The sequence below is a fragment of the Ochrobactrum sp. C6C9 genome (genome assembly GCF_022627935.1).
In the GTDB taxonomy this organism is placed as follows: Bacteria; Pseudomonadota; Alphaproteobacteria; order Rhizobiales; family Rhizobiaceae; genus Brucella; species Brucella teleogrylli.
Genome location: NZ_JABXGB010000002.1, coordinates 204980 through 228702, shown reverse-complemented (window position 1 = coordinate 228702; position 23723 = coordinate 204980). Strand labels below are relative to the sequence as shown.

Sequence of the window (23723 nt, the reverse complement as noted above, 5' to 3'; positions counted from 1 at the left end):
TTGCGTTCGCTCTGCGTTCGGATTTCTGAATTGTTGAACGATGCTAAGCGTTTACCTGCGTCGGTCTCGCGTCCGCTGTGCGTCCAGCCCTAAAAATCTAATTAAAACAATGGCCCGTTTCAACGGACGTTGAACGCATGTTGCAAGGCGATGGGATGTACTGGCACCGGGAACCTAGGATTGCCGCAAGCACTACCTACCCAAGACACATATGCGGCGTGTTTGTCGCTTTCGCCGCCTCGCAATGGAGAAAAATTAAATTCGTTCATGCAACCGGCCAATCTGGCCGCTGGTGTGCATCAAGTGGACAATCTGTCAAAAGCAACCGGACACGGTGTCCAGATGCAAAAAGAGCGGCACAAGGCCGCTCTAGAGACAGTTCTTCCGTATAACACGTGTGTCGCATGGCTCGTGACCAATGTCAACTCATTACGAACCCGAAACGAGCGTTATGCACATGAGGAAATCAGCTTTAAATGCCGCGCACACTCCCTAAGATCGTTATGGAGAACATATCCCATTTCCCGCTCTGAAGCGCCGAACCTTTTGGCAATCTCCTTGGTCGTTTTTCCATCCACACAGTAGGCCGTAAGTCTTGAGGTTGCACTCTGCCCAAGGACGGCAAATATTCCCTGCAAATCGTCCATCGCTTCGCATCGCCTGTCAGCCAGTCCAAGGCGCGAACCACCGCCAATACCGCCCATATTATTAGGTGACCCCATGTCCGCCACACCTGCCCGCTCCCATAAAATGGCATAATGGCTTCCGGCATGGTACAGCGCCGCGTTGATGTCCTTGCCTGCTGGTTTCGCTCTGGCATATCGCCATTCGAATGTACCTGGCCGCGCACGGATTGAGCGGGTTTCAGTTCTGGTCGCCGTCACCCTGACAGATGTGCGGATTATTTTCGTTCCGTCCGATCCGGGAGGCGGCAGCTTCTTCGGCTTTCGCTTGGCCTTCGGTTTAATTCGCATGTCCATCATAGGCGGAAATCCTTCATCTGTTTCATAATCGCGCTTCTACGGCCTTCCTTGGGGGCGCTGGCGGCTGCTTTGCGCCGTTCCGCCTCCACCGCCATGCGCTCGGTTTCAAACCTCTTCACGGGGATATTTTTGGCTTCCAACTCGCGGATCTTGAGCGAGACACTCTGCCAGCTGCCGCAGCTGATCACCTTGCGCCGAACGCCGTCCTCGATCATGTCCAGCGACCAGCCGCCACGATGATATTCGCCGTCTGGCGTGTGGTAATATTCAGCTGTGATGACGGGTGCTCGATATCGGAATGGCTTGTCAGAATGTGCAAGCCGCTGGGCGTTCGATTTGCCCATGAGCTTTTCCGCAATCTTCAGATCATCCGCCCCAAATTTGGGGGCGTCTTTCCCGGTGCCCGAAGCAAACAGCTTGGCGCGCATACGCCGCTCAAGTTCTTCATCGCTGATGTCGGTCATAGTGCCCTCGCTTTGATGAGGTTGCTCTCTTCGATCGCTCGGACCGCCTCGGCATTGGACAGGCCGAAGCGGGTTTTCAGGTGCGGAATGACAGGCCTTGGCTTTGCGCGGTCTGGTGTCGTCGCAAGCCAGATCGCGGCCCGCTTCACGTGAGAGGTTTCCGTCATTGTGCTGCGTCCTTCTGATCCGTGGCGAACATGTCCTCGCCGCACTTGTGCAAGCGAGTATGGTGAGTGCGGCAGAGCCACCGCACCTTAAGCGGCTTCGAATAGTCGTCGTGGTGCGCGTCTACGACTTCCGCTCCGCAGACCTCACACGGCTGCTTCATCAGCTTGCCTTGAGAGAGTGCCCTCTGAACCGCGATATGTGCCGCATACTTGTTCGGGTTCGCCCGTCGCCAGTTGGTCTGACGGGTATCGCTCTTGAGGCGACCGGCTGGATTGTCAGCCGGTATGTTTACCTTTCGTTCCAGAGACGAACTTGATCGATGGTTCATGCCGCGTCTCCATTCTGCTCATTGATCCACATTGAGACTTTTTCGGAACGGCTGACCGGCTCACCTGAAATCCGGTCGGCAGCACGCCATGCCTGCGCGTTCGTTTCGAAGGGGCCAGCCATGATCCCGCCGTGAGCGTTGGCAACGTAGATTTTGCCATCATTTCCAGTAACCACTTTCATGCGTCACCTTCCGCGATTTGTGTGTCGAGGTTCACTATTCGTTCCTGAACCCATTCATGCGTAAGACGGCCATTCATCAGGCGCATAAGTGCGCTGCGACGAACGTTGTCGTGCAGAAGGGGCCATTTTTCTCCAAACAGGGAATAAAGCTCCGAAAAGGCATCGGCTTCAGAGCGTGGCGCGTCGATTATGGACACCCCACACAAAAACCTGTTTTTTTTCGTCGGCTCGTTTAAGTCGGGGTCGGTTCGCGCTGGCTTTTGGGTGGCCTCGCTCACCTCCCCCTTAACCTCATCGCCCTGACCATAGATGCCGCGCTCGACATCATGAGGAAGATAACCCTTGCCCTCAGAGCGGATATTTTCAGGTAATACTGAGAGGTATTCCTTTAAGGTATTTGGTGTCATTTTTTGACATCCCAGAGTGTCAGAATTTGACATCCCGGGGTGTCGATTTTTGACATCCTTGCTGTTTTTTGGGGTGTCAGGTTTTGACATCCCTGAAACCTGTAATCGCCAGTTCCTTTTTTGCTCGGCCTTCACTTCGCGATTATGATCCTCCCACTCGCGGACATGCATCAGGACACGCTCTTGATGAGGGTTTGCGATCTGATAGACCGTCATGCCATTGGTGCTGCCCACCGCCGTGAGGTATCCATGCTTTTCCAAAAGTCGGCGTGCTTTCTGTGCCGTGTTATGCGACCGTAGGCCTGCCCTCACATGGAGTTTCCCATTCGAGACATAGGCCGCTGTGAATTCCAGTGTTCGCTTGTCTACGGTTACAAGAGAGGCGAACACCACCGCCACTGCCAAGCATGGCGAACCGCGTAACAGTGGATCAGCCGCGACCGTTTCGAACAAACCAAACTTCAGTGCCGCGAGTTCCTGCTTGGCTTGTTCAAAGGTTCGTCCGTCGCGACGGCGGGGGAAAGGATGCACCTCCGCCGTCTGCTGCTCATCGCCCCCACGGTATGTTTGTTCATGCTTCGTCACTCACTCAGCCTTTCAATAACCGGGGGAAACCGCGACATAGTTCTGATGGATGTCAGGGCGACGGCGGCGAAAAGCGACCAGATCGGCCTTGGCCTTGTGATAGCCGCTGCCGTCAAAGCCAAGGAAGAGTGCGTGCTCGTGACTATCGCTGGCGTCGTATGAAGCGGAAAACGGTTCTGGCATATCAGTCCCGCGCTGGGCGTTTCCTTCGGGCCATCCCAATGTCAGCTCGTCGTCACCTTGATCAACGGCGTCATGCGCTTCATCCTGAATATCGCCGCCGTGCTCGTTTTCTTCCTCGCATTCATCCCACTGCCAAGAACCGCTTGCCCACGCGCTTTGATTGATGTCGGTCGTTGCGCCCATGGTAGGCTCATCATCGCCGCCATCTTCAGCGTCTTCGTGGTTGAACGGCGAGCAACACCCAGATAGGCAGAACGCCATATCATGCTCATCGCCGTTTTCTTCGATGTCAGGATCGCCATCCATTGCATCTAGCAGGGCTAGAGCCTGCTCAACGATCATTTCCAACTGATAACGGTGCGCGTTCGCTTTTGAAGTTCTCATTTTGGACCGCCCTTCAGCCGCGGCAACGCGCGGATTGAAAGATCAGTCACGCCACGAGCAATGCGCAGAAGGCACAAAGCCAGCCAAATCCGCAGGGCTGTCATACTGGCAACCTCCTGCGTTGGAAGTTGACCATATTCAAAGCATCGTCAGCACAATGGGTGACGATGACGATGCAACCCGTATTGCGATTATCCATGTCATCAATGCGGATCGGGCAATCTGGATAGCGCTCCCGGAACGCAATGACGATTTCAGCGAGTGCGGCGTCGATGCGCTCATCAGGCGTCATCCTCGGAGTTTGCGCCATGGTGGCGCCAACTGGCACGGCAACCGCGGCACTTGCCGCAGATGCGGAACGAAGGAAGGAACGACGATTAAGCATCGAAGCACCCTCCGTTTACAGCGTAGGCAATATATGCCCGCCCGCCCCATTTATTCGCCTTGACCTTGCTGGTTGGGCAAATGAACATGTAATCAACGCCATCACCGTGCTCATCGAGGAGGTCGGCCAGCACTGCTATTGCGGCGCGGGTTCGTTCTTTTAAGCTCGCATCTGGCGTTTTCTGATCGCCTGTGTTATTTACCGTCATGTTCTTATGACCTTTATCCGGGGTTGGAACTTGGCTCGGTTTTGAGGTTGCAGCCTCTGCCGAGCCTTTTGCTTTCTTGGTCATGCTGCTTTGCCTCCGATATTGGCCCGCAGACCGAGCATTTCAGCAATGCGCATCACCGGAACTCTCTTCACGCCCCCGACTGGAATAGTCGGTATGTCGCCCGCACGGGCGGCTCTATATGAGGCGTCCTTTGATAGACCAAAGAACAATTCACCGGCCTCTATGATCGTTATCGTCGGTTTTGTGAGTGCTTCCTCAACAGTCATTATCTATCTCCATTTCGTGCGTTTCGTGCGCACGAAACTGAATTTACACAAAATTAACTTGACCGCAACTATTTTGTGCGCACCTTATGCACATAATAGCGGAGATTGTGATGGCGCGGCCAAAATTGGGTGAGAGTGAGACCGAGAGGCTTCACATCAAGATCACTAAAGATGAGTTGGAGGCGATTGATGACTGGCGCTATAAGAACCGCATCCCTTCAAGATCCGAGGCAGTACGTCGTTTGTGCCGCTTGGGTATAGATGCAGACGATTTTTTCGATGATATGGTGACGAAGCTTCTAACGGTTCAGAATATTATTGTTAAACATGACCTCGATGTGGATACGGAATTTTCAAAGGAACTTTCTCTTAAATTCTACGAAGTTATGCAGCAATTTATGAAAATACGTCAGTCTGTTATATCAATGCGTTCTGGCGAGCCGATAGATGAGGCAATCTCCGAAATAAAATATATAATTGATATTCTTAACAAGCGAGACAAAGACTACTTTAATAAAGTTAGAAGTGCGATTTTGGGACTTCCCAACAAGGACGATGACAAATGAAAGGCCACATCCGCGAACGCTCCCCCGGCAAATGGGCAATTGTCCTTGACGTTCCTGATCCCGAAACAGGCAAGCGCCGTCGGAAGTGGCACACGTTCCACGGCACGAAAAGGCAGGCCCAGGTCGAATGCGCCCGTCTGGTTTCAGAACTTAATGGCGGCGTCTACATCGAGCCGGACAAAACCACGGTTTCGGAATTTTTGAAACGGTGGCTTGTTCACGTCAAGCCGAGCGTATCGAACAAGACCCACGAGCGTTATACAGAACTCTGCGAATTGAACATCAGGCCACTGCTTGGCGATGTCATTTTGAATAAGCTCAAAACTGAGCGCATTGACAACGCGCTATCAACAGCGCTCGTTTCTGGCCGCATTGACGGCAAAGGCGGGCTTTCGCCAACCACTGTCCGGCATATTCGCCGGGTGCTTGTCATGGCGCTTGGCCAGGCTGTGACATGGGAATTGCTTCAGAGGAACCCCGCCACGACATCAAAGGCTCCGAAGCTGGTAAAAAAGCCCATGAAAGCTTTTGACGCCAACCAGACCGCAACGTTGTTGCAGGCCGTTGAAGGCAGGCGCCTGCATATGCCGGTGCTTCTTGCGGTAATGTGCGGAATGAGGCGTGGTGAAATTGCAGCCCTACGCTGGAAGCATGTGGATTTCGAAGGGTCGCGGATATTCGTGATCGAGAGCGCCGAACAGACGAACAAAGAAACCCGTTACAAGGAACCAAAATCTGGGAAGGGGCGCGTTGTCGACCTCCCCGCATCAGTAACCAAGGCTTTGCAGACGCATCGGGCCAAACAGGCGGAAAATCTATTGCTGCTCGGAATACGGCTGAACGACGACAACTTTATCGTTGCGGACCATGAAGGGAAACCGCTTCAGCCAAGATCACTGACCGACGCATGGCAGGACTTAATCAAAAGCAATCCAGAACTGCCCCGCATCCGGTTTCATGATCTACGGCACACCCACGCCACGCAGTTACTTGCCGCTGGTGTTCATCCGAAAATTGCCAGTGAACGCCTCGGCCACTCGACAATCGGCATCACGCTCGATCTGTATTCGCATGTCATGCCGGGTATGCAGGCCAATGCGGCGGCACAGATTGACGCGATGATCACTCGTGCTGTAGGAAAGAAGAAAAAATAAATGGTAGCAAATGGGTAGCAAACCGCTAAGCTGCGCAACCATCGCATTAGAAATTATGTAATAATATCAAGTATCTGGAAGGGATGCATGCCCGGTGGCATGTCCGGACTTCAAATCCGGGAGGGGCTGATAGACGGTCTCTGGTGGGTTCGACCCCCATTTCCTTCCGCCATCATTCCCGCACATCTCCAGCAAAGCTGCTTCACAACTTCGCTGGAGATGAAGAAGTTCGATCAAACGCGTTCGAGCGCGATGGCAATGCCCTGACCGACGCCGATGCACATGGTAGCCAGCGCATATTTGCCGCCGTTCAGCGACAGTTCCAGCGCCGCGGTGCCCGCAATGCGCGCACCCGACATGCCGAGCGGGTGACCAAGCGCAATCGCGCCGCCATTCGGATTGACGCGGCTGTCGTCGTCGGCAATGCCCAGTTCGCGCAGCACGGCGAGGCCCTGCGAAGCGAACGCCTCGTTCAGCTCGATCACGTCGAAAGCATCGGGCGCAATGCCGATACGGGCGCTGAGCTTCCTGGTTGCCGGAGCCGGGCCGATGCCCATCACACGCGGCGGCACACCAGCCGTCGCGCCACCCACAACGCGGGCGATAGGCGTGAGGCCATATTTCTTTACCGCCGCTTCGGAAGCAACGATCAATGCGGCCGCACCATCATTGACGCCCGACGCATTGCCCGCCGTGACCGTGCCGCCTTCGCGGAAAGGCGTCGGCAGCTTGGCCAGCGCTTCGATGCTGGTGGCACGCGGATGCTCGTCCTTGTCCACGACGACAGGATCACCCTTGCGCTGCGGAATGGTGACCGCCACGATTTCCTTGGCCAGACGGCCATTGGCCTGCGCCTCAGCGGCCTTGTTCTGGCTGCGAACGGCGAAAGCATCCTGATCGGCGCGCGAGACCTTATAGTCTTCGGCAACGTTCTCGCCGGTTTCCGGCATGGAATCGACGCCATATTGCTTCTTCATCAACGGATTGACGAAGCGCCAGCCGATGGTGGTATCGAAGATTTCCGCCTTGCGCGAAAAGGCGCTATCAGCCTTTGGCATGACGAAAGGCGCGCGGCTCATGCTTTCCACGCCACCGGCAATCATCAGTTCAGCTTCGCCTGCCTTGATCGCGCGGGCAGCGGCGACGACCGCATCCATGCCCGAACCGCACAGACGGTTGATCGTGGTGCCAGAAACGCCAACCGGCAGACCGGCCAGCAGCAGCGACATACGCGCGACATTGCGGTTGTCTTCGCCTGCCTGATTGGCCGAACCGAAGATGACATCATCGACGGCTTCCCAATCGACCGACGTGTTGCGCGCCATGAGTGCTTTCAACGGAACGGCACCGAGATCGTCGGCACGGACTGCAGAAAGCGCGCCGCCATAACGACCAATGGGAGTACGGATATAATCGCAAATATAGGCTTCGGTCATGACAGGCCTCACAATTCTGGAACAACGAGATCGGCGACAGGGCCATCGATATGCAGCTTAGCGCCGGTCATAGCCTGTAGCTCTTCCAGTGTCATCGCGGCAAGCTTTTCGCGCAGCACAAAACGGCCCTTATCAACGTCAATCACCGCATGGCTGGTGTAGATGCGCGTGATGCAGCCGACGCCCGTCAGCGGAAAAGCGCATTTTTCCACCAGCTTCGGCTCGCCCTTTTTGGTGACGTGCTCGGTGATGACCACCACCTGCTTGGCACCATGGACGAGGTCCATCGCGCCGCCGACGGCAGGCACACCCTTGGCGCCGACGCGCCAATTCGCGAGATCGCCGTTTTGCGCAACCTGATAGGCGCCGAGGATCGCCACATCGAGATGGCCGCCGCGCACCATGGCAAAGCTGTCGGCATGGTGGAAGAAGGCAGCACCTGGCTTCAGCGTAACCGCCTTTTTGCCTGCGTTGATGAGATCCCAGTCTTCCTCGCCTTCCGGCGGCGCTTCGCCGAAATCGAGAATGCCGTTTTCGGTGTGGAAGATCGCCTCGCGGCCTTCCGGCTGATAGCGGGCAACCATTTCAGGAAAACCAATCCCAAGATTCACATAAGCGCCATCGGCAATATCTTGCGCCGCGCGCCAGGCGATCTGGGCGTTGGAAAGCTTGATGTCCTCACGAGTATCGACGGTCATACGTAGGCCACTCCTGCCCGAATGAGTTCTTCTTCCTGCTGCGGGTTTGTAACCTCGACAATGCTGTCGACGAAGATGCCCGGCGTGATGATGTTCTCCGGCTCGATGCCGCCGAGCGGCACGATCTGCGACGCCTGCACGATGGTCTTGCCGGCAGCCATGCACATCAGCGGATTGAAGTTGCGCGCCGCCATGCGGTAATTGAGATTGCCGTGAATATCAGCCACGTGCGCCTTGATCAGCGCGAAATCGGCCTTCAGCCAGCGTTCCTGCACATAAGAGCGGCCATCGAATTCAGCGATCACCTTGCCCTCGGCAAGCTCAGTGCCATAGGCAGTTGGCGTATAGAAGGCCGGGATGCCAGCGCCACCAGCGCGGATGCGTTCGGCGAGCGTTCCCTGCGGAACCAGCTCAAGCTCGATTTCACCAGCCAGATATTTGTCCGTGAAGGCGCGCGGATCGGACGAACGCGGAAACGAACAGATCATCTTCCTGACCAGTCCCGCGTCGATCATGGCGGCAATGCCGATGCGACCGTTACCAGCATTGTTGTTGATGACCGTCAGGTTCTTCGGCCCCTTGTCGATGAGCGCGTGAATGAGTTCAATCGGCGCGCCCGATCCACCAAACCCGCCGATCATCACGGTCGCGCCATCGCCGATCCCAGCAACCGCTTCCGCAAGGCTTCCTATTGTCTTGTCCATATTTTTCTCCTCAGACGACCGCAGCGCCAAACTCGGGCCGGGCAGTACGCATGCCGAAAATTGGGGAACCGTCTTTCAAAAATGCGCTCGAGATTGAATAAAACGATGCCCCCTCGACCACAATAGTTTTGTGCGTTATGCTTACTTTGTTCGATAATCGCACAAATACGGAGATTGCCTGCGTGCAGATCAAGGATCGCGACATGATGGGCGGGCTGGCCAAAGGCCTGAAGGTTATCGAGGCTTTCACCTTCGATCATCCGAGGCTCAGCATTTCCGATGCAGCGGAGATTTCCGGTTATGATCGCGCCACAACGCGGCGCTGCCTGCTGACATTGGCCGAGCTTGGTTATTGTGCCTATGACGGCAAATATTTTACGGTGACACCGCGCATCCTGCGGCTTGGCACAGGATGCCTCGCCTCGATGCCGCTTCCGCGTATCGTGCAGCCATTTCTCGACCGCCTGTCGGACGAAATCCGCCAAAGCACGTCCGTTTCCATTCTTGATGAGACGGAAATCGTTTATGTCGCCCGTGCGGCGCAGCAGCGCGTCATGTCGGTGATGCTGATGCCGGGATCGCGATTGCCAGCCTATTGCACCTCGATGGGGCGGGTGCTGCTGGCGGCCTTGCCTCATGAAGAGGCGCTTGAAACGCTGAATGCGAGCCAGCGCATCGCCCGCACACCCCGGACGGAAACCGATCTGGCACGCATCATGGAAGAACTGGCCCGCGTCCGCGAGCAGGGCTATGCAGGCATTGATCAGGAAGTGGAAATCGGCCTGCGCTCCATGGCGGTGCCGCTGACCAATTTTCATGGCAAGGTGGTTGCGGCGCTGAATGTCGGCCTGGCTTTGACCGATGAACCGATGGCCGACGTCATCACACGTTACCTTCCCGCGCTGAAAGCGGCACAGGCGGAAATATCCCGCACTCTGCGGTAGAGAGATTGCCAGGCGCAAAACGCCGGCCTGTTTGCGACAGACCGGCGTTACGATGGTCAGTTTTCGACCACTTCCGGCAAGGGCTTGTCCACGACCATGGCATGATCGAGCACGCGTTGCAGGTTGGCGGCATGGCGGAAACTCGGCTCCAGCCCGACACCGTCAGCCACGGCACGGGCAAAGCGCTGATAGTTCGTCTCAACGATACCGGCATCGATATCCCGCCAGACCGGCGTTTCGATATCCTCGCCGATAGAACCGCGCAGGCTTGATCCGGTGGGTGTATGGAGCACTTCCAGCGCGCCCTTGTCGCCATGGATGCGCAAGCGCAGCTCGTTCAGATGGCCGGTCGCCCAGCGGCTGGCATGAATGACACCCAGCGCACCATTGGCATATTCCGCCATCATGACGAAGCTGTCATTGGCATCCAGCACATATTCGCCAATATGGTCGTTTTCCGCCTTGTCGAAAGTTTTGAGCCGAGCGGACGCCCGCTGCACATCGCTGCCGATGGCATAGGATGCGAAGTCGAGGATATGAATGCCGACATCGCCCAGAACACCATTCGACCCATGGCGCGTGGAAAGCCGCCAGAGCCATTTGCTCTCGGTCTTCCAGTCGCCCCACGTCTTCGACACCAGCCAGCTTTGCAGATAGGACGCCTCGAAGTGGCGCACCTGTCCGATTTCTCCGGCCAGCACCATTTCGCGCGCCTTCTGCAAGGGCGCAACATTGCGATAGGTCAGATTGACCATATTGACGACATTGGCCTGCTCGGCGGCATCGGCCATTTCGGCGGCCTTTTCATAGCTTTCCGCCAGCGGCTTTTCGCAAAAGACGTGCTTGCCCGCGCCGACCAGCGCCAGCGTGGTCGGGTGATGAATGGCGTCGGGCGTCACATTGGCGATTGCATCAAAACGGCCCCATTCCAGCGCATCCTCAAGCCGCGTGAAGCGGTTGTGAATGTCGTGGTTTTCCGAAAACGCATCGACGCGCTCCGCCGACACATCACAGGCCGCGACAACCTCTACGCCATGGATCGCCCCGAAGGCTTCGGCATGGTTTTTCGCCATGCCGCCAGTACCCAGAATAAGAAGACGCATCTTGCACCTCAGCGATAGCCGGCTTCACCGGCCTTGTGCAGCTTGGGTCCACGCTCGACAATCGGCTCCAGCGCTTTTTCGACCGGAACATTCGGCGCGGCGTGGATGCCCGTCCATGCCGGTTGCGGATTGTACGCCCATTTGACCGAATTGCGCAGAACGGTTTGCACATTGGCATCGTGATAGGTCGGGTAGGTTTCATGTCCGGGGCGGAAATAGAACACATTGCCCGCGCCGCGCCGCCATGTCATGCCGGAGCGAAACACTTCGCCGCCCGCGAACCACGAAATGAACACCGTTTCCAGCGGCTCCGGCACGGAGAACTGTTCGCCATACATTTCTTCGTTCTCGAGCACGAAATTCTCATCCAGTCCCTGCGCGATTGGATGGCCGCGATTGACAACCCAGACGCGCTCGCGCTCGCCCGCCTCACGCCATTTCAGCGCGCAGGGCGTGCCCATGACCCGCTTGAAGATTTTGGAGAAATGGCCGGAATGGAGCACGATCAGCCCCATACCTTCGAAGACGCGCCTGGCCACGCGCTCCACCACCTCATCGCTGACGGCACCGTGATCCTTGTGCCCCCACCAGACCAGTACATCGGTCTCGACCAGACGCGCTTCCGGCAAGCCATGATCCGGCTCCTGCAAGGTGGCGGTCGTCGCTTGAATGGCGCTGTCGGTATTCAACGCATCGGCAATCGTGTTGTGCATGCCGTTCGGATAGACCGAACGCACCGTTTCGTTGATCTGCTCGTGGATGTTTTCACCCCAGACGATTGTGCGAATAGGCACGGATATTCTCCTTGCTGCGGGCATCACGGCCCGGTTGTTTCATCTCATTGAGCTTGGGAGGTCGGCGTCAAACGGCGCGGCCCTTTTCATCGAAGCGATGAATATTGTCTCCTGCGGGGGAAACCGAGAGCGTCTCGCCGGATTTGCGCACCGCGACACCGCTTTCACGGACCACCAGCGGTTCCTCCAGGCCAAGATCGATATAGACATAGGTGTCGGAACCGAGGATTTCGGTGTGGATCACCTGACCGGTCCAGTGGCCGCCCTCGGACACAACGGCGAGATGCTCCGAACGCAAACCCACCGTATGAGCACCGAAAGGCTCGGCATGTTGGCCGGTCAGGAAATTCATCTTCGGCGATCCGATGAACCCGGCGACGAAAAGCGAGTTCGGCTTTTCGTAAAGCTCAAGCGGCGTACCCACCTGCTCCACACGTCCATCGCGCAGCACGCAGATGCGGTCGGCCAGTGTCATCGCCTCCACCTGATCATGCGTCACATAGATCATGGTGGTGTCTTCCATGCTCTGGTGGAGCTTGGCGATCTCAAGCCTTGTAGCCACACGTAGCGCCGCATCGAGGTTGGACAAGGGTTCGTCGAACAGGAAAACCTTGGGATCGCGCACGATGGCCCGGCCGATGGCCACGCGCTGGCGCTGGCCGCCGGAAAGCTGGCGCGGCAGACGCTCCAGATAGGGCGTCAGTTGCAGCATCTCCGCAGCTTTATGAATGCGGCTCTTGCATTCGTCCTTGCTTTTGCCTGCAAGCTGCATGCCGAAGGCCATGTTTTCATAGACCGTCATATGCGGATAAAGCGCATAGGACTGGAACACCATGGCAATACCGCGCTTCGACGGGGTGAAACTGTTGACCACGGTTCCGTCAATGGCAAGACTGCCGGACGTGATCTCCTCCAGCCCGGCAATCAAACGCAGCAAGGTGGATTTTCCGCAACCCGATGGACCGACAAAGACCATGAACTCACCGGGGCGGATATCCATATCCACGCCCTTGATGACATCGAAGTTGCCGAAAGACTTGCGCACATCGCGCAATTGAAGTTCTGCCATGACTATACTCCTAGCCCTTTACGCCACCCGCCGTCAGACCGGAGACAATCCGCCGCTGGAAGATGAGCACGAGGATGACGAGGGGAACCGTGACGATGACCGAAGCCGCCATGATATTGCCCCAGGGGATTTCGAACTGGCTGCTGCCGGACAACAGTGCGATAGCCACTGGCACGGTGCGCTGACCGCCGGACGAGGTGAAGGTGAGCGCGAACAGGAACTCGTTCCATGCAGAGATGAAGGCAAGCAGACCTGTCGTCACCAAGGCGGGCCACATCAACGGCATGAACACCCGCGTTATGATGACCCAAGGCGACGCGCCGTCGACGATGGCGGCTTCCTCGATCTCCACCGGCAGATCGCGCATGAAGGTGGTGAGCACCCACACCGTGAAAGGCAAAGTGAAGATCATGTAGGAGAAGATCAGCGCCAGCGGCGTGTTGAAAATGCCCAAGAAACGGATCAGCTCGAACAGACCGGCCAGCACGGCGATCTGGGGGAACATCGACACCGAAAGAATGGTGAGCAGCAGCAGCCCCCTGCCCCTGAAGCGAACCCGCGCCAGCGCATAGGCCGCCGTTATCGCCAACAGAAGCGAGATCGCCACCACAACTGTTGCCACCAGCAGCGAATTGCCGAGACTGCGCAGAAAGCTGCCCTGCGTCAGCACGCTGGTATAGTTTTCAATCGAGAAATTGGTCGGCCAGTAATCGACCTGAAATAGCGCCGTTCCCGATTTCACACTGGTGATAATTGCATAATAGAACGGGAACACTGCAACCAGAATAATGATCGCCACAAGAAGATAGAAGCCAGCTAACTTTATGCACCGCATCTTCTAGTCTCCCCTGCTGGTGATGTTCACACGCCCGAAGAACATGTAGAGCAAGGTGATGGCAGCGATGATGAGGAACAGCATTGTCGATGCCGCCGCGCCATAGGCAAACTTGTCGAAATCGAACAGATTTTCACGCGCAAAGACCGACATGGTTTTTGTCTGCGCATTGTTGGGCGTCAGCACATAGATAAGATCGAATATGCGCAGCGCATCCAGCATGCGGAAGATGATCGCCACCATCAGCGCCGGGCGGATCAGCGGCAGCGTCACGCGCCAGAACACTTTCAGCGGATGCACGCCATCGATCCTGGCCGCTTCATAAATATCCGTCGGCACCATCTGCAAACCGGCCAGAATAAGCAGCGCCATGAAGGGCGTCGTTTTCCAGACATCGACAATCAAAACCGCGATCATTGCTGTGTCCGGATTGGCGGTCCAGGCGATTTTCTGGCTGATAAGCCCGAGATTGAGCAGGATGTGATTGAGAATGCCGAACTGGTCGTTGAGCATCCAGTGCCAGATCTTGGCCGAGACGATTGTGGGGATCGCCCACGGGATCAGGATCGCCGCGCGCACCAGACCGCGCCCCGGAAAATTGGCGTTGAGCACCAGCGCCACGATCAGTCCGAACACCGTTTCCAGACTGACCGAAAGCAGCGTGAATTTTACCGTGTTCCAGACCGCGCCCCACCATGCCGGGTCGGCCAAAAGTCCACGATAGATGGTACGGCCGCTCTTGAGCGTCACCCAGGACAGATAATTATTGAAGCCGACAAACTCTGCTGTGCCAAGGCTGGTCAGCGAGGCATTGGTGAAGCTGAAATAAATGGTTCTAAGCAGTGGCCAACCGGCCACCAGCGCCAGCACGAACAATGTCGGGGCGAGAAACACCCATGCAGACCGGATGCGCTGGCTGCGCAGATCGGAATGCACGCGCAGCTTTGACGGCGCGGCCTCCGCACGATCGAAAGAAGTCTCTGTCATGATCCAGCTCTTGGTCCTGCCCAGAGGAATATGAGCGTTCGGGTCGCCCACCTAGGGGATGGGCGGGGCTTGGGAGGACAACCCGAACGCGGCTTGATCGGTCCTTACCAGCCGGAACCTTCCAGCTCGGTCAGCTCGACCTCAAGCATTTCGAGATTCTCCGCAGCCGTTCCGTTGCCGGAGAGTGTCTTGTGAACCGCCGTCCAGAATTTTGACGACACTTCATTATACTTCACCTTCGTCGCAGCCGACGGACGCGGCACGGCATTCTGGAAAATCGGCTTCCAATTGGCCATGAAAGGCTGCGCCGCAATGACATCCTTGTCGTCGTAAAGCGCTTCGATGGTCGGCAGGCGCGAAATCTCGACCGCCTGCACCTTCTGCACTTCCGGCGAGGCCAGATATTTCACCAGAGCGATGGCTGCTTCCTGCTTGGTCGAATATTTGGACACTGCAAGATTCCAGCCGCCAAGTGTGGAGAATGGAGCATCTCCATCGGCGCCAGCAGGCAGTGGAGCAACGTCGAACTTGCCCTTCACGCCGCTATCGGCGCTGTTGCCCAGCGCATAGGCATAGGGCCAGTTGCGCATGAAGACCGCATTGCCGGTCTGCCAGACACCGCGCGATTCCTCTTCCTGATAGGCCAGCGCGCCTTGCGGCGAGATCGATCCGATCCAGCCCTTGGCGCGGTCGATGGCTGCGGCGGCCTTCTCATTATTAATCGAAATCGTGCCGTCGGCCTCGACGATCTGGCCACCGCCCGACGACTTGATCCATTCAAGCGCGTTGCAGGTCAGCCCTTCATAGGCATTGCCCTGAAAGACAAACCCCCAGAGATCGGACTTGCCGTCGGCCCGCTCCTTATCCATGATTTCCTTGGCGGTCGCCGTCATTTCATCCCAGGTTTTGGGAACCGTCTTGCCGTATTTTTCGAGAAGATCCTTGCGGTAGAACAAGGCGGGCGCATCCGTATAAAACGGCAGCGCGACCAGCTTCCCATTGACGGTCTGCGATGCAATGATCGATGGGAAATGCGCAGCAGTAACATCCTTCGTTGCCTCGGTGAGGTCAACAAACTGGTCGGACAATTGCGGTGCCCAGACCACATCGGTCTGATAGACGTCGATATCTGCATTGCCTGCCGCCAGCCACAGGCGATACTGGCTGAACTGCTCGCTCGATGACGGCGGCATCGAAACGATATTGACCTTGTTGCCGGTATCCTTCTCGAATTTGACGATCTGGTCCTGCAAGAACTTGATGTTGTTGCCCGTCGAATTGGCAGCGAGCGAAATTTCCACCGCCTGTGCGCTGACTGTCGCAAGGCCCAAAGCCACGCAGGCCGCGAGCATTCCCTTTATTGATTTCATTGTTCCCTCCTCCCATCCATTCTGTAAGCGGTTGTTCAAAATCGAAAACGGTTTGGATAGCAAAAAGTTGCAGAGGACCGCATTTCTGTCAAGCAACAGATTCTCGCAAAATGAACAGGGTTTGGACCTCTTCATATATCTCTATATCTTTCAATATCTTGAGAAAGACACGTTCGTCGGACGATGGCCTTGCGCGCCTGACGCGAACGCGGTTTGATGCTTCTTTTTGAAACGAACTTGAAAGCGGTTTGGATTTATAGCACAATGATAATCAGCCACGTCGCTCTGCGACGGGCACGCCGATTGTTAATCGCAAGGAAGCGGCTATAATCCCGCCGCCTTGCCCGCCTCTCAACTCGACATGCCAAATGAAACTTCGTGAATTTGCCAAACAACTGGGGCTTTCAGCCACGACCGTCAGTCGTGCATTAAGCGGCTATCCTGAAGTCGCCGAGAGCACGCGCAAGCGGGTGATGGATGAAGCCGTTCGTCTCGGTTATCGCCCCAATGAAAATGCGGTCAGGCTTGCAACCGGGCGTGCCGGAGCCATCGGCGTCGTGATGGGGCGCAACAGCGAATTTCATTTTGCAGAATTCATGCGCGGCATGGCCGAGCGGCTCAGTCAGGATGAGGTGGATATTCTCGTCAGCCCAATTTCCCACAATGGTACGGATGATGAAGTTCAGATTTGCCGCCGCCTCGCGACAAGTCGCCGGGTCGATGCAATCATCGTGACCTCACCGAAGCCGAATGATGAGCGGATTCGGCTGCTGCATGAACTCGGCATGCCGTTTCTGGTGCATGGACGTTCGGAAACCGACATTCCGCATGCCTGGCTGGATATCGACAATGAAGGCGCGGTCTGTCGCTCGACGGCGCATCTGCTGGATCTTGGGCATCGCCGTGTCGCGATGATCAACGGGCGCTATGGCTTCACATTTTCGCTCCACCGCGACGAAGGCTATCGCAAGGCGCTGGAAAGCAGAGGCGTTCCCTTCGATCCCGATCTGGTGGAGCATGGCGATTTTACCGACGAAATCGGCTATCGCCTTGCACTCAAGCTCTTGGAGCGCAACCCGCGCCCGACCGCCTTTGTTGCCGGATCGATGATGACGGCGCTTGGCATCTATCGCGCGGCGCGCTCGTTCGGGCTGACCATCGGCAAGGATATCTCAGTCATCGCCCATGACGATGTCATCTCCTTCCTCAGTGCCGAAAATATGGTGCCGTCGCTGGCGGCCACGCGCTCATCCATGCGGGCGGCGGGCAAACGCTGCGCCGACCTTCTGATGGACATTCTCGACGGTCGCGCCGCGACCGATATCCACGAACTCTGGCCGGTTGAACTGATCTTAAGAGATTCCGCCACGCGGGTTCCTGAAAACAGCTGATAGAGCCAATACACAGAACATCATAGGCGAGGTTCAAGTGAATCTGGCATAATCTTCGTCATGAGACTGACAGAAGTTTCTATTAGTTAGTCGGAACAGGCGTCGTCGGGGCTGGCTATAAGGAGTTCGCCATTGACCGAAATCGAACTGAAGCTCGAAATTTCCCCTGCCGATCTCGAAAAGATCGCTCTCTCCAGCTTTTTGGGGCAGCCTGCCGCCACGCGGGAATTGCACTCGGTTTATTTCGACACTGGCGATCGCCGGCTTTTCGATAATGGTTTCACCTTGCGCATCCGCCGCTCCGGCGAGAAAACCATCCAGACCGTAAAGGCGACCGGCTCCAACGCCTCGCTTTTCGCCCGTTCCGAATGGGAAACCCCGGCGCGAACAAACACGCCCGTGTTCGACTATAACAGCCCACTTCTCAACCGCTTCGGCCCGATCGAACGCGATCTTGTCGTGCAGTTTGAAGTTGTCACCAACCGCCGCATCTGGAACCTGACTGAAGGCACCTCCAGGATCGAAGTGGCTGCCGATGCCGGAATCGTCATGGCGGGTGACAGGCAGGCGCCCTTTCACGAGATCGAACTGGAATTGAAAGGCGGCGATCCACGCCAGCTTTTCGCCCTCGCCCGCAAGGTCAACGCAATCGTTCCGGTGAAGATTGGCGTTCAATCCAAATCGGAACGCGGCTACCGTTTATTGTCGGCCATGCGCAATGCCGCCAAGGCCGAAGCAATCGGTCTGGAGCCGCGCCTGACTGCGGATGAAGGTTTCCGCATGATTGCGCTTTCCTGCTTTCGGCAGTTTCGCCTGAACGAGACCTTGCTGCTGCAAAAGGGACATGCGGGCAGCCTGCATCAGGCGCGCGTTGCCATCCGGCGGCTGCGCTCGGCGCTGTCACTTTTCAAACCCCTGCTGGATGAAAATGCAAAGCGATTTTCGGACGAATTCCGCTGGCTGGCCAACACACTCGGCGATGCCCGCAATCTGGATGTGCTTCTGCTGAAGGCCGCCGATGGAGAACTGTGGGAAAAACTGGAGACCGCCCGCAAGGGCAGCTATGCCAAAATCGTCGAAGCACTTGCGTCGGATCGCAGCCGAGCGCTGATGCTCGACTTCAACGAATGGTTGCTCTGCGGTGACTATGCCAAACATCCCGACGGTGGAAAGCCCGTCGAAGATTTTGCCGCAAAAGCGCTCGACCGGATGCGCAAGAAGCTCAAGAAGCACGGTCGCGACCTTGCTGAAATCGACGATGAACACCGGCATGAGGCTCGAAAAGACGCGAAGAAATTGCGTTATGCGGCAGAATTCTTCGCACCACTCTTTGCCGACAAGCGGGGGCTGCGCCGGTACAAGAATTTCAACAAGGCAATGGAAGCGCTGCAAGACCGGCTGGGTGCGCTCAACGATCTGGCCATCGGCCACGATGTGCTGAAACAATATGGCATTGAAGAAACGCCGGAGGCTCAGAAGCTGATCTTCCATGCCGATAAAAAACAGCTGATCGAAAAGGCGCAGACGGCGCTCGACAATGTTCTCGACGCCAAGAAATTCTGGCGCTGAAGCATAAGGGGCGCCTAATGCAAAGCCGTTTCATTTTTCGGCTTCCCGTGTTCTAACATCCTCGCGGGTGGAATGGAGGAGGACCGAAAATGAACAAAACGCCGACAGCTGATGAAAACATCTCCGCTTCGCGCCTGATCGATAAGCGCGTCGCGGAGCTTGCCGACTGGAGAGGCGAAACGCTGGCCAAAGTTCGCGCCATCATCACCAAAGCCGATCCGGCAATCATTGAAACATGGAAATGGCGCGGCGTACCCGTATGGGAGCGCGATGGCATTATCTGCACGGGCGAGACTTATAAGCAGGTCGTCAAACTGACTTTCGCCAAAGGTGCATCGCTGGACGATCCAAGCGGTCTGTTCAATTCCAGTCTCGAGGGCAATGTGCGCCGGGCCATCGATATTCGTGAAGGCGAAGAAATCGACGCCGATGCGCTCACCGCGCTCGTTCGCGCCGCCATCACGCTCAACAGCGCAAAGCCAGCCCGAAAGAAATAGGGCGGCGGAGCTTTCGCGCCGCCGCCTATTCTTCTGCAAATTCTGCGACAGATCAGTGCGCTGCTGCTTCGCTCTTGCGAACCGCAGCCACATCACCAGCCGAAACCGCGCCCGCCTTGTTGCCCCATGCGGAGCGAACGAAGGAGGCGAGGTCCGCCACTTCCTGATCCGTCAGGCGATCGGCATAGCCCTGCATCACAAGACGCATCGGACGCTTTGCCGTCGAAGGCACTTCGGCACCGTGCAGGATGACCGAGATCAGCGGCTTCACTTCCGAACCTGTCACCAGATCATTGTCAGCCAGTTCCGGGAAAATTCCCGGCGCACCCTTGCCGGTCACGAAGTGGCAGGCAGCGCAATTGTCGAGATAAAGACGCGCACCCACCGGCATGTCCGGAGAGGCTTCCGTCAGCATCTTCGCGGTTGCTTCGCCAGCGGCATCGGCAGGTGCTGCCGGAAGCGCCGTGGAAACCTTGGCCGCGAAGCTCTGCGGAACCTCGACAGTCGCCCCATCGACACCCTTGAGGAAAGCAGCAATCGCGAGATTGTCGGCATCCGTCAGGTGCTGGAGTGAATGCTCGACCACCAGACCCATTTCGCCGTTTGCGGTCGAATAGGAATTGCGACCCGTTGCGAGATAGGTGGCCATTTCCTCGACCGACCATTTCTGTGGAGCCGATTGCGGGCCGCGCAGCGCAGGCGCGTTCCAACCGTCGATGACACCGCCCGACAGGAAATTCTTGTCGCCCGCACTGACACCATCCTGCGCCATGAAGCTGTTGCGTGGGCTGTGGCAGGCCGCACAATGCGCCGAACCTTCGACCAGATACTGGCCGCGCTCCTGCACCTCGTTCTTGCCTGCGGGCGTGAAGCCAGCCTTGTGCGTCAGCGCGAGCCAGTTCCAGGCGCGGATGCCGAAGCGCATATTGAACGGGAAGCCCAGTTCGGTCTGCTGGACGTCGTTCTTCACCGGCTGCACATCGTGCATGAAGTAATCGTAGAGCGCACGAACATCTTCTTCGGTCAGCTTGCGATAGTTTTCGTAAGGCATGGCCGGGTAAAGATGCGCGCCATCGGCACGAATACCGTCATAGAGCGCGGCGCGGAACTGATCGAGCGTCCAGTTTCCGATACCGCTTTCCTTGTCCGGCGTAATATTGGTCGTCCAGATAGTGCCCATCGGGCTTGCAATGGCGCGACCACCGGCAAACGGCTTGCCGCCATCGGCCGTATGGCAGGCCATGCAGTCGGACGCATACATGACATATTCGCCCTGACCCTTGGCCGGTTTCCAGTCAGCGGCCAGTTCCTTCGTCGGCTTGGTAAGCTGCACGGGAACGAACAGGAATGCCAGGAGCGCGACGATGCCGAGAACGACGAGAACACCGATTATGCGAAGAAAAGTTTTCATCACCGTTCTCCTCAAACCAGCGGACGCGGATTGGAAAGATACTGCGTGCGGATCGCATGTGCGGTCCAGTAAGCAAGGCCGCCGAGCAAGCCGGTCGGGTTGTACTGGGTGTTCTGCACGAAGTTACCCGCGCCAAGCATGAACACATTGTGCTTGTCCCATGCCTGCGAGAAGCGATTGACGACGCCCTCACGTGCATTTTCCGACATGATGTGCCCACCGGTCGTATGCGTCGTCTGATAGGGACGAACATCGAACTGCGCACCTTCCTTCTTGAAGGAGGACTGTATCAGGTCCGGATTCATGGTCTTGGCCAGCGCTTCCGCCTTGGTCTTCATGAACTGGGTCATCCGGATATCATTCGGATTCCAGTTGAAGGTCATGCGCATCAGCGGACGACCGTGCGGGTCCTTGTAGGTCGGGTCAAGATCGAGATGGTTGGTCTTGTAGGACATGACGGAACCATGCGTTCCGATGTTCATCGAATGGCCATACCATTCGGCAATCGCCTTCTTCCAGCCAGCGCCCCAGCCAGGCGTGCCGGAGGGCAGCGTCATGCTGCGGATCGGCTGGCCGTTGGTCTGGCCCGTGCGCCAATAGGCACCGCCGATGAAGCCCTCACGACCGAAATCGATCTGGTTGATGCCGAAATCATCGATACACATGCCGTTAGCGCCAGTACCGATGAACGGATTGAATTCCTCATCCTTGAAGAACAGCGTCACGCCGCCGGTCAGCTGATAGGCGTAGTTACGGCCCGTCACGCCTTCGCCCGTTGCCGGATCGTAAGGCTGTCCGATGCCCGACAGCAGCGCCAGATGCACATTGTTCAGCTGGAACGACGACAAAATGACGAGATCGGCAGGCTGGAAGACTTCTTCCTGCGTCTTGTCGTCGAAATAGGTTACGCCGGTTGCGGTCTTGCCATCCGGGGCCATTTCAACGCGCAACACTTCCGATTCCGTGCGATAGGAGAAGTTTGGCATCCGCTTCAGCGCATCGAGGATCGTCGTTTGCGGCGACGACTTCGAATATTGATAGCAGCCATAGCGCTCGCAGAAACCGCAATGATTGCACGGTCCCATCTGCATGCCATATTCATTGACATAGGCCGTCGAAGCAATGCCCCCCGGCGATGGGAACGGGTGGTAACCGGCGGCTTTTGCCGCATCGGCAAATTTGCGACCGTCCCAGGTCGTCTTCATCGGGGGCATTGGGTATTCGTTCGAACGCCAGCCCTCAAACGGGTTGCCGCCCTCAACGATCTTGCCCTTGATGTTACCGGCCTTGCCGGAAATACCGGCGACGCGCTCGAAGCGGTCGAAGAAGGGTTCCATCTCGTCATAAGTGACAGGATAATCGCCCAGAAGCATGTCTTCCGGGATGATCTGCTCGCCCCAATGCTCGCGCACGTGAGAACGCAGTCTAAGTTCTTCGGCCTGCGGACGCCAGTTAAGGCCGTTCCAGTGCGTGCCCGCACCACCCACGCCGTTGCCCGGCAGAAACGAACCGAAGCTGCGGTAAGGCAGCGCGTTTTCATCCGCATGGCGGCGCACGGTGACGGTCTGCTGGCTGGCGCGCTGCATCATCTTCAGACGCACGCCGTATTTCAGTTCGTCGATCATGTTCGGATATTTGAAATCTGGCACGGTATTCTGATCGTGGCCACGTTCCAGCGCGACGATGTCAAGGCCTTCCTGCGCCAGTTCCATTGCCAGAATGGAGCCGGTCCAGCCGAGGCCGACAATGACCACGTCTTTCTTCTTTTCCTGACGTGCCATGGTTAAGCCCTTTCGCCCTTGATCGAAACCGGACCCAGCGGGTAGGCCACATTGTAGCGCTCAACCCATTCCTTGTAGCTGCCGCGCGCACCGGGGAAGCCGATATAGGTCCAGGCCTGCATGCCGTGATTGCCGCCATACATCGGGTCGGCGAAATAGCCTTCCTTGGTGTTCTGGAGCAGCAGCGCGAAGAACTCGCGCAGTTCCGGCTGCAAACCAACCTCGCCCTTTTGAAGAGCGGTCAGCGCTTCATCCTGCTGTTCAGGGGTCAAAGCGGTAAAAGCGGCGCTATATTTCTGCTCGCACCAGCCATTGAAGGCCGGGATGCCCTGACGGTAAATCTGCGCCGGGTTGAGCGGGGTCTGCCAGCCGCGGGTCGGATCAGCCGACGGATCGTGCGGACCAACCATGTACCAGTCATCGGCACGGCCATAATCTCCGGCAAGCTGGAGATCGATGAAGACAGGGACGCGGGTTTCAAGGGCACCGGGGCCATCGCCATCCGACGGGATCAGCCTCGCCGTCGCGGCAAGGATAAATGCCCATTCGAGATCGTTAAAATATTGGCGTTCATGGTCTTCGAGCGGAACCGGGGGCGTCTTCGGTTCAGCCTGGGCTGAGACAGCCAGTCCTGAAAGCATGACGCTTGCTGCGGAGGCTTTCAGAAAACTGCGACGACTCGGATATCCGGGGAGGTCAGTCATTGTCGTTTCCTGCCAGTTAGGTGGGTAAGACGGAGGGATGCTTTTCTGAAATGAAACCGCATGGCGCGATTAAGAAAAACATAGCGTTCGATACACACCAGACTAGAACAGTTCAAATAACTTGTACCCTAGCTGTGCAAAAC

28 protein-coding genes and 1 tRNA gene are annotated in these 23723 nt (G+C 56.9%); 7 read left to right on the top strand and 22 right to left on the bottom strand.

The annotated features are described in order from the left end of the window. Nucleotides 1-449 precede the first annotated feature (449 nt). The 10 genes from HWD97_RS02495 to HWD97_RS02450 form a co-directional block, all read right to left on the bottom strand. Nucleotides 450-983 (bottom strand): hypothetical protein, encoded by a 534-nt coding sequence (locus HWD97_RS02495; RefSeq protein ID WP_371834643.1) that lies wholly within the window; start codon nucleotides 981-983, stop codon nucleotides 450-452. Then, nucleotides 980-1447, bottom strand: a complete 468-nt coding sequence (locus tag HWD97_RS02490; protein ID WP_371834642.1) for a hypothetical protein — start codon at nucleotides 1445-1447, stop codon at nucleotides 980-982. The genes HWD97_RS02495 and HWD97_RS02490 overlap by 4 nt, the downstream gene beginning before the upstream one ends. After that, the gene (locus HWD97_RS02485) at nucleotides 1444-1614 is read right to left on the bottom strand and encodes a hypothetical protein (protein WP_371834641.1); all 171 of its coding nucleotides are present in this window, start codon (nucleotides 1612-1614) and stop codon (nucleotides 1444-1446) included. The genes HWD97_RS02490 and HWD97_RS02485 overlap by 4 nt, the downstream gene beginning before the upstream one ends. After that, the gene (locus HWD97_RS02480; RefSeq protein ID WP_371834678.1) at nucleotides 1611-1901 is read right to left on the bottom strand and encodes a hypothetical protein; all 291 of its coding nucleotides are present in this window, start codon (nucleotides 1899-1901) and stop codon (nucleotides 1611-1613) included. Before HWD97_RS02480 ends, HWD97_RS02485 begins: the two co-directional genes overlap by 4 nt. 38 nt (nucleotides 1902-1939) lie before the next feature. Next, nucleotides 1940-2125: a hypothetical protein gene (locus HWD97_RS02475; RefSeq protein WP_371834640.1), complete on the bottom strand. Its 186-nt coding sequence runs from the start codon at nucleotides 2123-2125 to the stop codon at nucleotides 1940-1942. Next, nucleotides 2122-3117, bottom strand: a complete 996-nt coding sequence (locus tag HWD97_RS02470; protein WP_371834639.1) for a hypothetical protein — start codon at nucleotides 3115-3117, stop codon at nucleotides 2122-2124. The genes HWD97_RS02475 and HWD97_RS02470 overlap by 4 nt, the downstream gene beginning before the upstream one ends. A 12-nt stretch (nucleotides 3118-3129) precedes the next feature. Continuing rightward, nucleotides 3130-3684, bottom strand: coding sequence for a hypothetical protein (locus HWD97_RS02465; protein WP_371834638.1), 555 nt, complete (start codon nucleotides 3682-3684; stop codon nucleotides 3130-3132). A 100-nt stretch (nucleotides 3685-3784) separates the two neighbouring features. Next, complete coding sequence (locus tag HWD97_RS02460) at nucleotides 3785-4069, bottom strand: twin-arginine translocation signal domain-containing protein (protein WP_371834637.1); 285 nt, start codon at nucleotides 4067-4069, stop codon at nucleotides 3785-3787. Further along, nucleotides 4062-4361 (bottom strand): hypothetical protein, encoded by a 300-nt coding sequence (locus HWD97_RS02455; protein ID WP_371834636.1) that lies wholly within the window; start codon nucleotides 4359-4361, stop codon nucleotides 4062-4064. Before HWD97_RS02455 ends, HWD97_RS02460 begins: the two co-directional genes overlap by 8 nt. Next, nucleotides 4358-4567, bottom strand: a complete 210-nt coding sequence (locus HWD97_RS02450; protein ID WP_371834635.1) for a DNA-binding protein — start codon at nucleotides 4565-4567, stop codon at nucleotides 4358-4360. The genes HWD97_RS02455 and HWD97_RS02450 overlap by 4 nt, the downstream gene beginning before the upstream one ends. 110 nt (nucleotides 4568-4677) lie before the next feature. Between HWD97_RS02450 and HWD97_RS02445 the strand changes: the two genes are divergently transcribed. The 3 genes from HWD97_RS02445 (at nucleotide 4678) to HWD97_RS02435 (ending at nucleotide 6459) form a co-directional block, all read left to right on the top strand. Continuing rightward, complete coding sequence (locus HWD97_RS02445; protein ID WP_371834634.1) at nucleotides 4678-5133, top strand: ribbon-helix-helix domain-containing protein; 456 nt, start codon at nucleotides 4678-4680, stop codon at nucleotides 5131-5133. Further along, a complete protein-coding gene (gene xerC, locus HWD97_RS02440; protein ID WP_371834633.1) occupies nucleotides 5130-6287 on the top strand; it encodes a tyrosine recombinase XerC in 1158 nt (385 codons plus the stop codon). Before HWD97_RS02445 ends, xerC begins: the two co-directional genes overlap by 4 nt. A gap of 76 nt (nucleotides 6288-6363) precedes the next feature. Continuing rightward, nucleotides 6364-6459 (top strand) — tRNA-Sec (locus HWD97_RS02435). Between the two features lie 61 nt (nucleotides 6460-6520). Here the strand turns inward: HWD97_RS02435 and pcaF are convergent. From pcaF to HWD97_RS02420, 3 genes are read right to left on the bottom strand one after another with little or no spacing between them, the layout of a single operon-like run. Then, nucleotides 6521-7723 (bottom strand): 3-oxoadipyl-CoA thiolase, encoded by a 1203-nt coding sequence (pcaF, locus tag HWD97_RS02430; protein WP_109366918.1) that lies wholly within the window; start codon nucleotides 7721-7723, stop codon nucleotides 6521-6523. 8 nt (nucleotides 7724-7731) lie between these two features. Then, nucleotides 7732-8421, bottom strand: coding sequence for a CoA transferase subunit B (locus tag HWD97_RS02425; RefSeq protein ID WP_109366917.1), 690 nt, complete (start codon nucleotides 8419-8421; stop codon nucleotides 7732-7734). After that, nucleotides 8418-9125, bottom strand: coding sequence for a 3-oxoacid CoA-transferase subunit A (locus HWD97_RS02420; protein WP_109366916.1), 708 nt, complete (start codon nucleotides 9123-9125; stop codon nucleotides 8418-8420). Before HWD97_RS02420 ends, HWD97_RS02425 begins: the two co-directional genes overlap by 4 nt. Before the next feature lie 206 nt (nucleotides 9126-9331). Between HWD97_RS02420 and HWD97_RS02415 the strand changes: the two genes are divergently transcribed. Beyond that, complete coding sequence (locus HWD97_RS02415; RefSeq protein WP_371830825.1) at nucleotides 9332-10069, top strand: IclR family transcriptional regulator C-terminal domain-containing protein; 738 nt, start codon at nucleotides 9332-9334, stop codon at nucleotides 10067-10069. A gap of 56 nt (nucleotides 10070-10125) precedes the next feature. Here the strand turns inward: HWD97_RS02415 and HWD97_RS02410 are convergent, their stop codons facing one another. From HWD97_RS02410 to HWD97_RS02385, 6 genes are all read right to left on the bottom strand, one after another. Next, nucleotides 10126-11172, bottom strand: coding sequence for a Gfo/Idh/MocA family protein (locus HWD97_RS02410; protein WP_109366914.1), 1047 nt, complete (start codon nucleotides 11170-11172; stop codon nucleotides 10126-10128). A gap of 8 nt (nucleotides 11173-11180) precedes the next feature. Further along, nucleotides 11181-11966 carry a ThuA domain-containing protein gene (locus HWD97_RS02405; RefSeq protein WP_109366913.1) on the bottom strand — a complete coding sequence of 262 codons (786 nt, stop codon included), beginning with the start codon at nucleotides 11964-11966 and terminating at the stop codon, nucleotides 11181-11183. 67 nt (nucleotides 11967-12033) lie between these two features. After that, complete coding sequence (locus HWD97_RS02400; protein WP_109366912.1) at nucleotides 12034-13035, bottom strand: ABC transporter ATP-binding protein; 1002 nt, start codon at nucleotides 13033-13035, stop codon at nucleotides 12034-12036. A gap of 10 nt (nucleotides 13036-13045) precedes the next feature. After that, nucleotides 13046-13870, bottom strand: coding sequence for a carbohydrate ABC transporter permease (locus HWD97_RS02395; RefSeq protein WP_124915320.1), 825 nt, complete (start codon nucleotides 13868-13870; stop codon nucleotides 13046-13048). A 3-nt stretch (nucleotides 13871-13873) separates the two neighbouring features. Then, nucleotides 13874-14857: a carbohydrate ABC transporter permease gene (locus HWD97_RS02390; RefSeq protein ID WP_121538458.1), complete on the bottom strand. Its 984-nt coding sequence runs from the start codon at nucleotides 14855-14857 to the stop codon at nucleotides 13874-13876. A 104-nt stretch (nucleotides 14858-14961) separates the two neighbouring features. Beyond that, nucleotides 14962-16227, bottom strand: a complete 1266-nt coding sequence (locus tag HWD97_RS02385) for an ABC transporter substrate-binding protein (protein WP_121538456.1) — start codon at nucleotides 16225-16227, stop codon at nucleotides 14962-14964. Between the two features lie 368 nt (nucleotides 16228-16595). Between HWD97_RS02385 and HWD97_RS02380 the strand changes: the two genes are divergently transcribed. From HWD97_RS02380 to HWD97_RS02370, 3 genes are all read left to right on the top strand, one after another. Continuing rightward, nucleotides 16596-17618 carry a substrate-binding domain-containing protein gene (locus HWD97_RS02380; protein WP_109366909.1) on the top strand — a complete coding sequence of 341 codons (1023 nt, stop codon included), beginning with the start codon at nucleotides 16596-16598 and terminating at the stop codon, nucleotides 17616-17618. Nucleotides 17619-17750: 132 nt separating this feature from the next. Further along, a complete protein-coding gene (locus HWD97_RS02375; protein ID WP_235858970.1) occupies nucleotides 17751-19187 on the top strand; it encodes a CYTH and CHAD domain-containing protein in 1437 nt (478 codons plus the stop codon). A gap of 89 nt (nucleotides 19188-19276) precedes the next feature. Beyond that, nucleotides 19277-19684 carry a DUF1801 domain-containing protein gene (locus tag HWD97_RS02370; RefSeq protein WP_109366907.1) on the top strand — a complete coding sequence of 136 codons (408 nt, stop codon included), beginning with the start codon at nucleotides 19277-19279 and terminating at the stop codon, nucleotides 19682-19684. A 52-nt stretch (nucleotides 19685-19736) separates the two neighbouring features. On the opposite strand, the gene HWD97_RS02365 is transcribed toward HWD97_RS02370, so the two are convergent. From HWD97_RS02365 to HWD97_RS02355, 3 genes are read right to left on the bottom strand one after another with little or no spacing between them, the layout of a single operon-like run. After that, complete coding sequence (locus HWD97_RS02365) at nucleotides 19737-21095, bottom strand: cytochrome c (RefSeq protein WP_121538454.1); 1359 nt, start codon at nucleotides 21093-21095, stop codon at nucleotides 19737-19739. 11 nt (nucleotides 21096-21106) lie between these two features. Next, nucleotides 21107-22876, bottom strand: a complete 1770-nt coding sequence (locus HWD97_RS02360; protein ID WP_109366905.1) for a GMC family oxidoreductase — start codon at nucleotides 22874-22876, stop codon at nucleotides 21107-21109. 2 nt (nucleotides 22877-22878) lie between these two features. Continuing rightward, entirely contained in the window at nucleotides 22879-23580 is a 702-nt protein-coding gene (locus tag HWD97_RS02355; protein WP_109366904.1) for a gluconate 2-dehydrogenase subunit 3 family protein, read from the bottom strand. Nucleotides 23581-23723: the final 143 nt, after the last annotated feature.

Excerpts from the sequence above, each read along its gene's own strand:
- HWD97_RS02495 (WP_371834643.1), bottom strand. The coding sequence starts at position 983 with ATGATGGACATGCGAATTAAACCGAAGGCCAAGCGAAAGCCGAAGAAG.
- HWD97_RS02490 (WP_371834642.1), bottom strand. The coding sequence starts at position 1,447 with ATGACCGACATCAGCGATGAAGAACTTGAGCGGCGTATGCGCGCCAAG.
- HWD97_RS02485 (WP_371834641.1), bottom strand. The coding sequence starts at position 1,614 with ATGACGGAAACCTCTCACGTGAAGCGGGCCGCGATCTGGCTTGCGACG.
- HWD97_RS02475 (WP_371834640.1), bottom strand. The coding sequence starts at position 2,125 with ATGAAAGTGGTTACTGGAAATGATGGCAAAATCTACGTTGCCAACGCT.
- HWD97_RS02465 (WP_371834638.1), bottom strand. The coding sequence starts at position 3,684 with ATGAGAACTTCAAAAGCGAACGCGCACCGTTATCAGTTGGAAATGATC.
- HWD97_RS02460 (WP_371834637.1), bottom strand. The coding sequence starts at position 4,069 with ATGCTTAATCGTCGTTCCTTCCTTCGTTCCGCATCTGCGGCAAGTGCC.
- HWD97_RS02455 (WP_371834636.1), bottom strand. The coding sequence starts at position 4,361 with ATGACCAAGAAAGCAAAAGGCTCGGCAGAGGCTGCAACCTCAAAACCG.
- HWD97_RS02450 (WP_371834635.1), bottom strand. The coding sequence starts at position 4,567 with ATGACTGTTGAGGAAGCACTCACAAAACCGACGATAACGATCATAGAG.
- HWD97_RS02445 (WP_371834634.1), top strand. The coding sequence starts at position 4,678 with ATGGCGCGGCCAAAATTGGGTGAGAGTGAGACCGAGAGGCTTCACATC.
- xerC (WP_371834633.1), top strand. The coding sequence starts at position 5,130 with ATGAAAGGCCACATCCGCGAACGCTCCCCCGGCAAATGGGCAATTGTC.
- pcaF (WP_109366918.1), bottom strand. The coding sequence starts at position 7,723 with ATGACCGAAGCCTATATTTGCGATTATATCCGTACTCCCATTGGTCGT.
- HWD97_RS02425 (WP_109366917.1), bottom strand. The coding sequence starts at position 8,421 with ATGACCGTCGATACTCGTGAGGACATCAAGCTTTCCAACGCCCAGATC.
- HWD97_RS02420 (WP_109366916.1), bottom strand. The coding sequence starts at position 9,125 with ATGGACAAGACAATAGGAAGCCTTGCGGAAGCGGTTGCTGGGATCGGC.
- HWD97_RS02415 (WP_371830825.1), top strand. The coding sequence starts at position 9,332 with ATGGGCGGGCTGGCCAAAGGCCTGAAGGTTATCGAGGCTTTCACCTTC.
- HWD97_RS02410 (WP_109366914.1), bottom strand. The coding sequence starts at position 11,172 with ATGCGTCTTCTTATTCTGGGTACTGGCGGCATGGCGAAAAACCATGCC.
- HWD97_RS02400 (WP_109366912.1), bottom strand. The coding sequence starts at position 13,035 with ATGGCAGAACTTCAATTGCGCGATGTGCGCAAGTCTTTCGGCAACTTC.
- HWD97_RS02395 (WP_124915320.1), bottom strand. The coding sequence starts at position 13,870 with ATGCGGTGCATAAAGTTAGCTGGCTTCTATCTTCTTGTGGCGATCATT.
- HWD97_RS02390 (WP_121538458.1), bottom strand. The coding sequence starts at position 14,857 with ATGACAGAGACTTCTTTCGATCGTGCGGAGGCCGCGCCGTCAAAGCTG.
- HWD97_RS02385 (WP_121538456.1), bottom strand. The coding sequence starts at position 16,227 with ATGAAATCAATAAAGGGAATGCTCGCGGCCTGCGTGGCTTTGGGCCTT.
- HWD97_RS02380 (WP_109366909.1), top strand. The coding sequence starts at position 16,596 with ATGAAACTTCGTGAATTTGCCAAACAACTGGGGCTTTCAGCCACGACC.
- HWD97_RS02370 (WP_109366907.1), top strand. The coding sequence starts at position 19,277 with ATGAACAAAACGCCGACAGCTGATGAAAACATCTCCGCTTCGCGCCTG.
- HWD97_RS02365 (WP_121538454.1), bottom strand. The coding sequence starts at position 21,095 with ATGAAAACTTTTCTTCGCATAATCGGTGTTCTCGTCGTTCTCGGCATC.
- HWD97_RS02360 (WP_109366905.1), bottom strand. The coding sequence starts at position 22,876 with ATGGCACGTCAGGAAAAGAAGAAAGACGTGGTCATTGTCGGCCTCGGC.
- HWD97_RS02355 (WP_109366904.1), bottom strand. The coding sequence starts at position 23,580 with ATGACTGACCTCCCCGGATATCCGAGTCGTCGCAGTTTTCTGAAAGCC.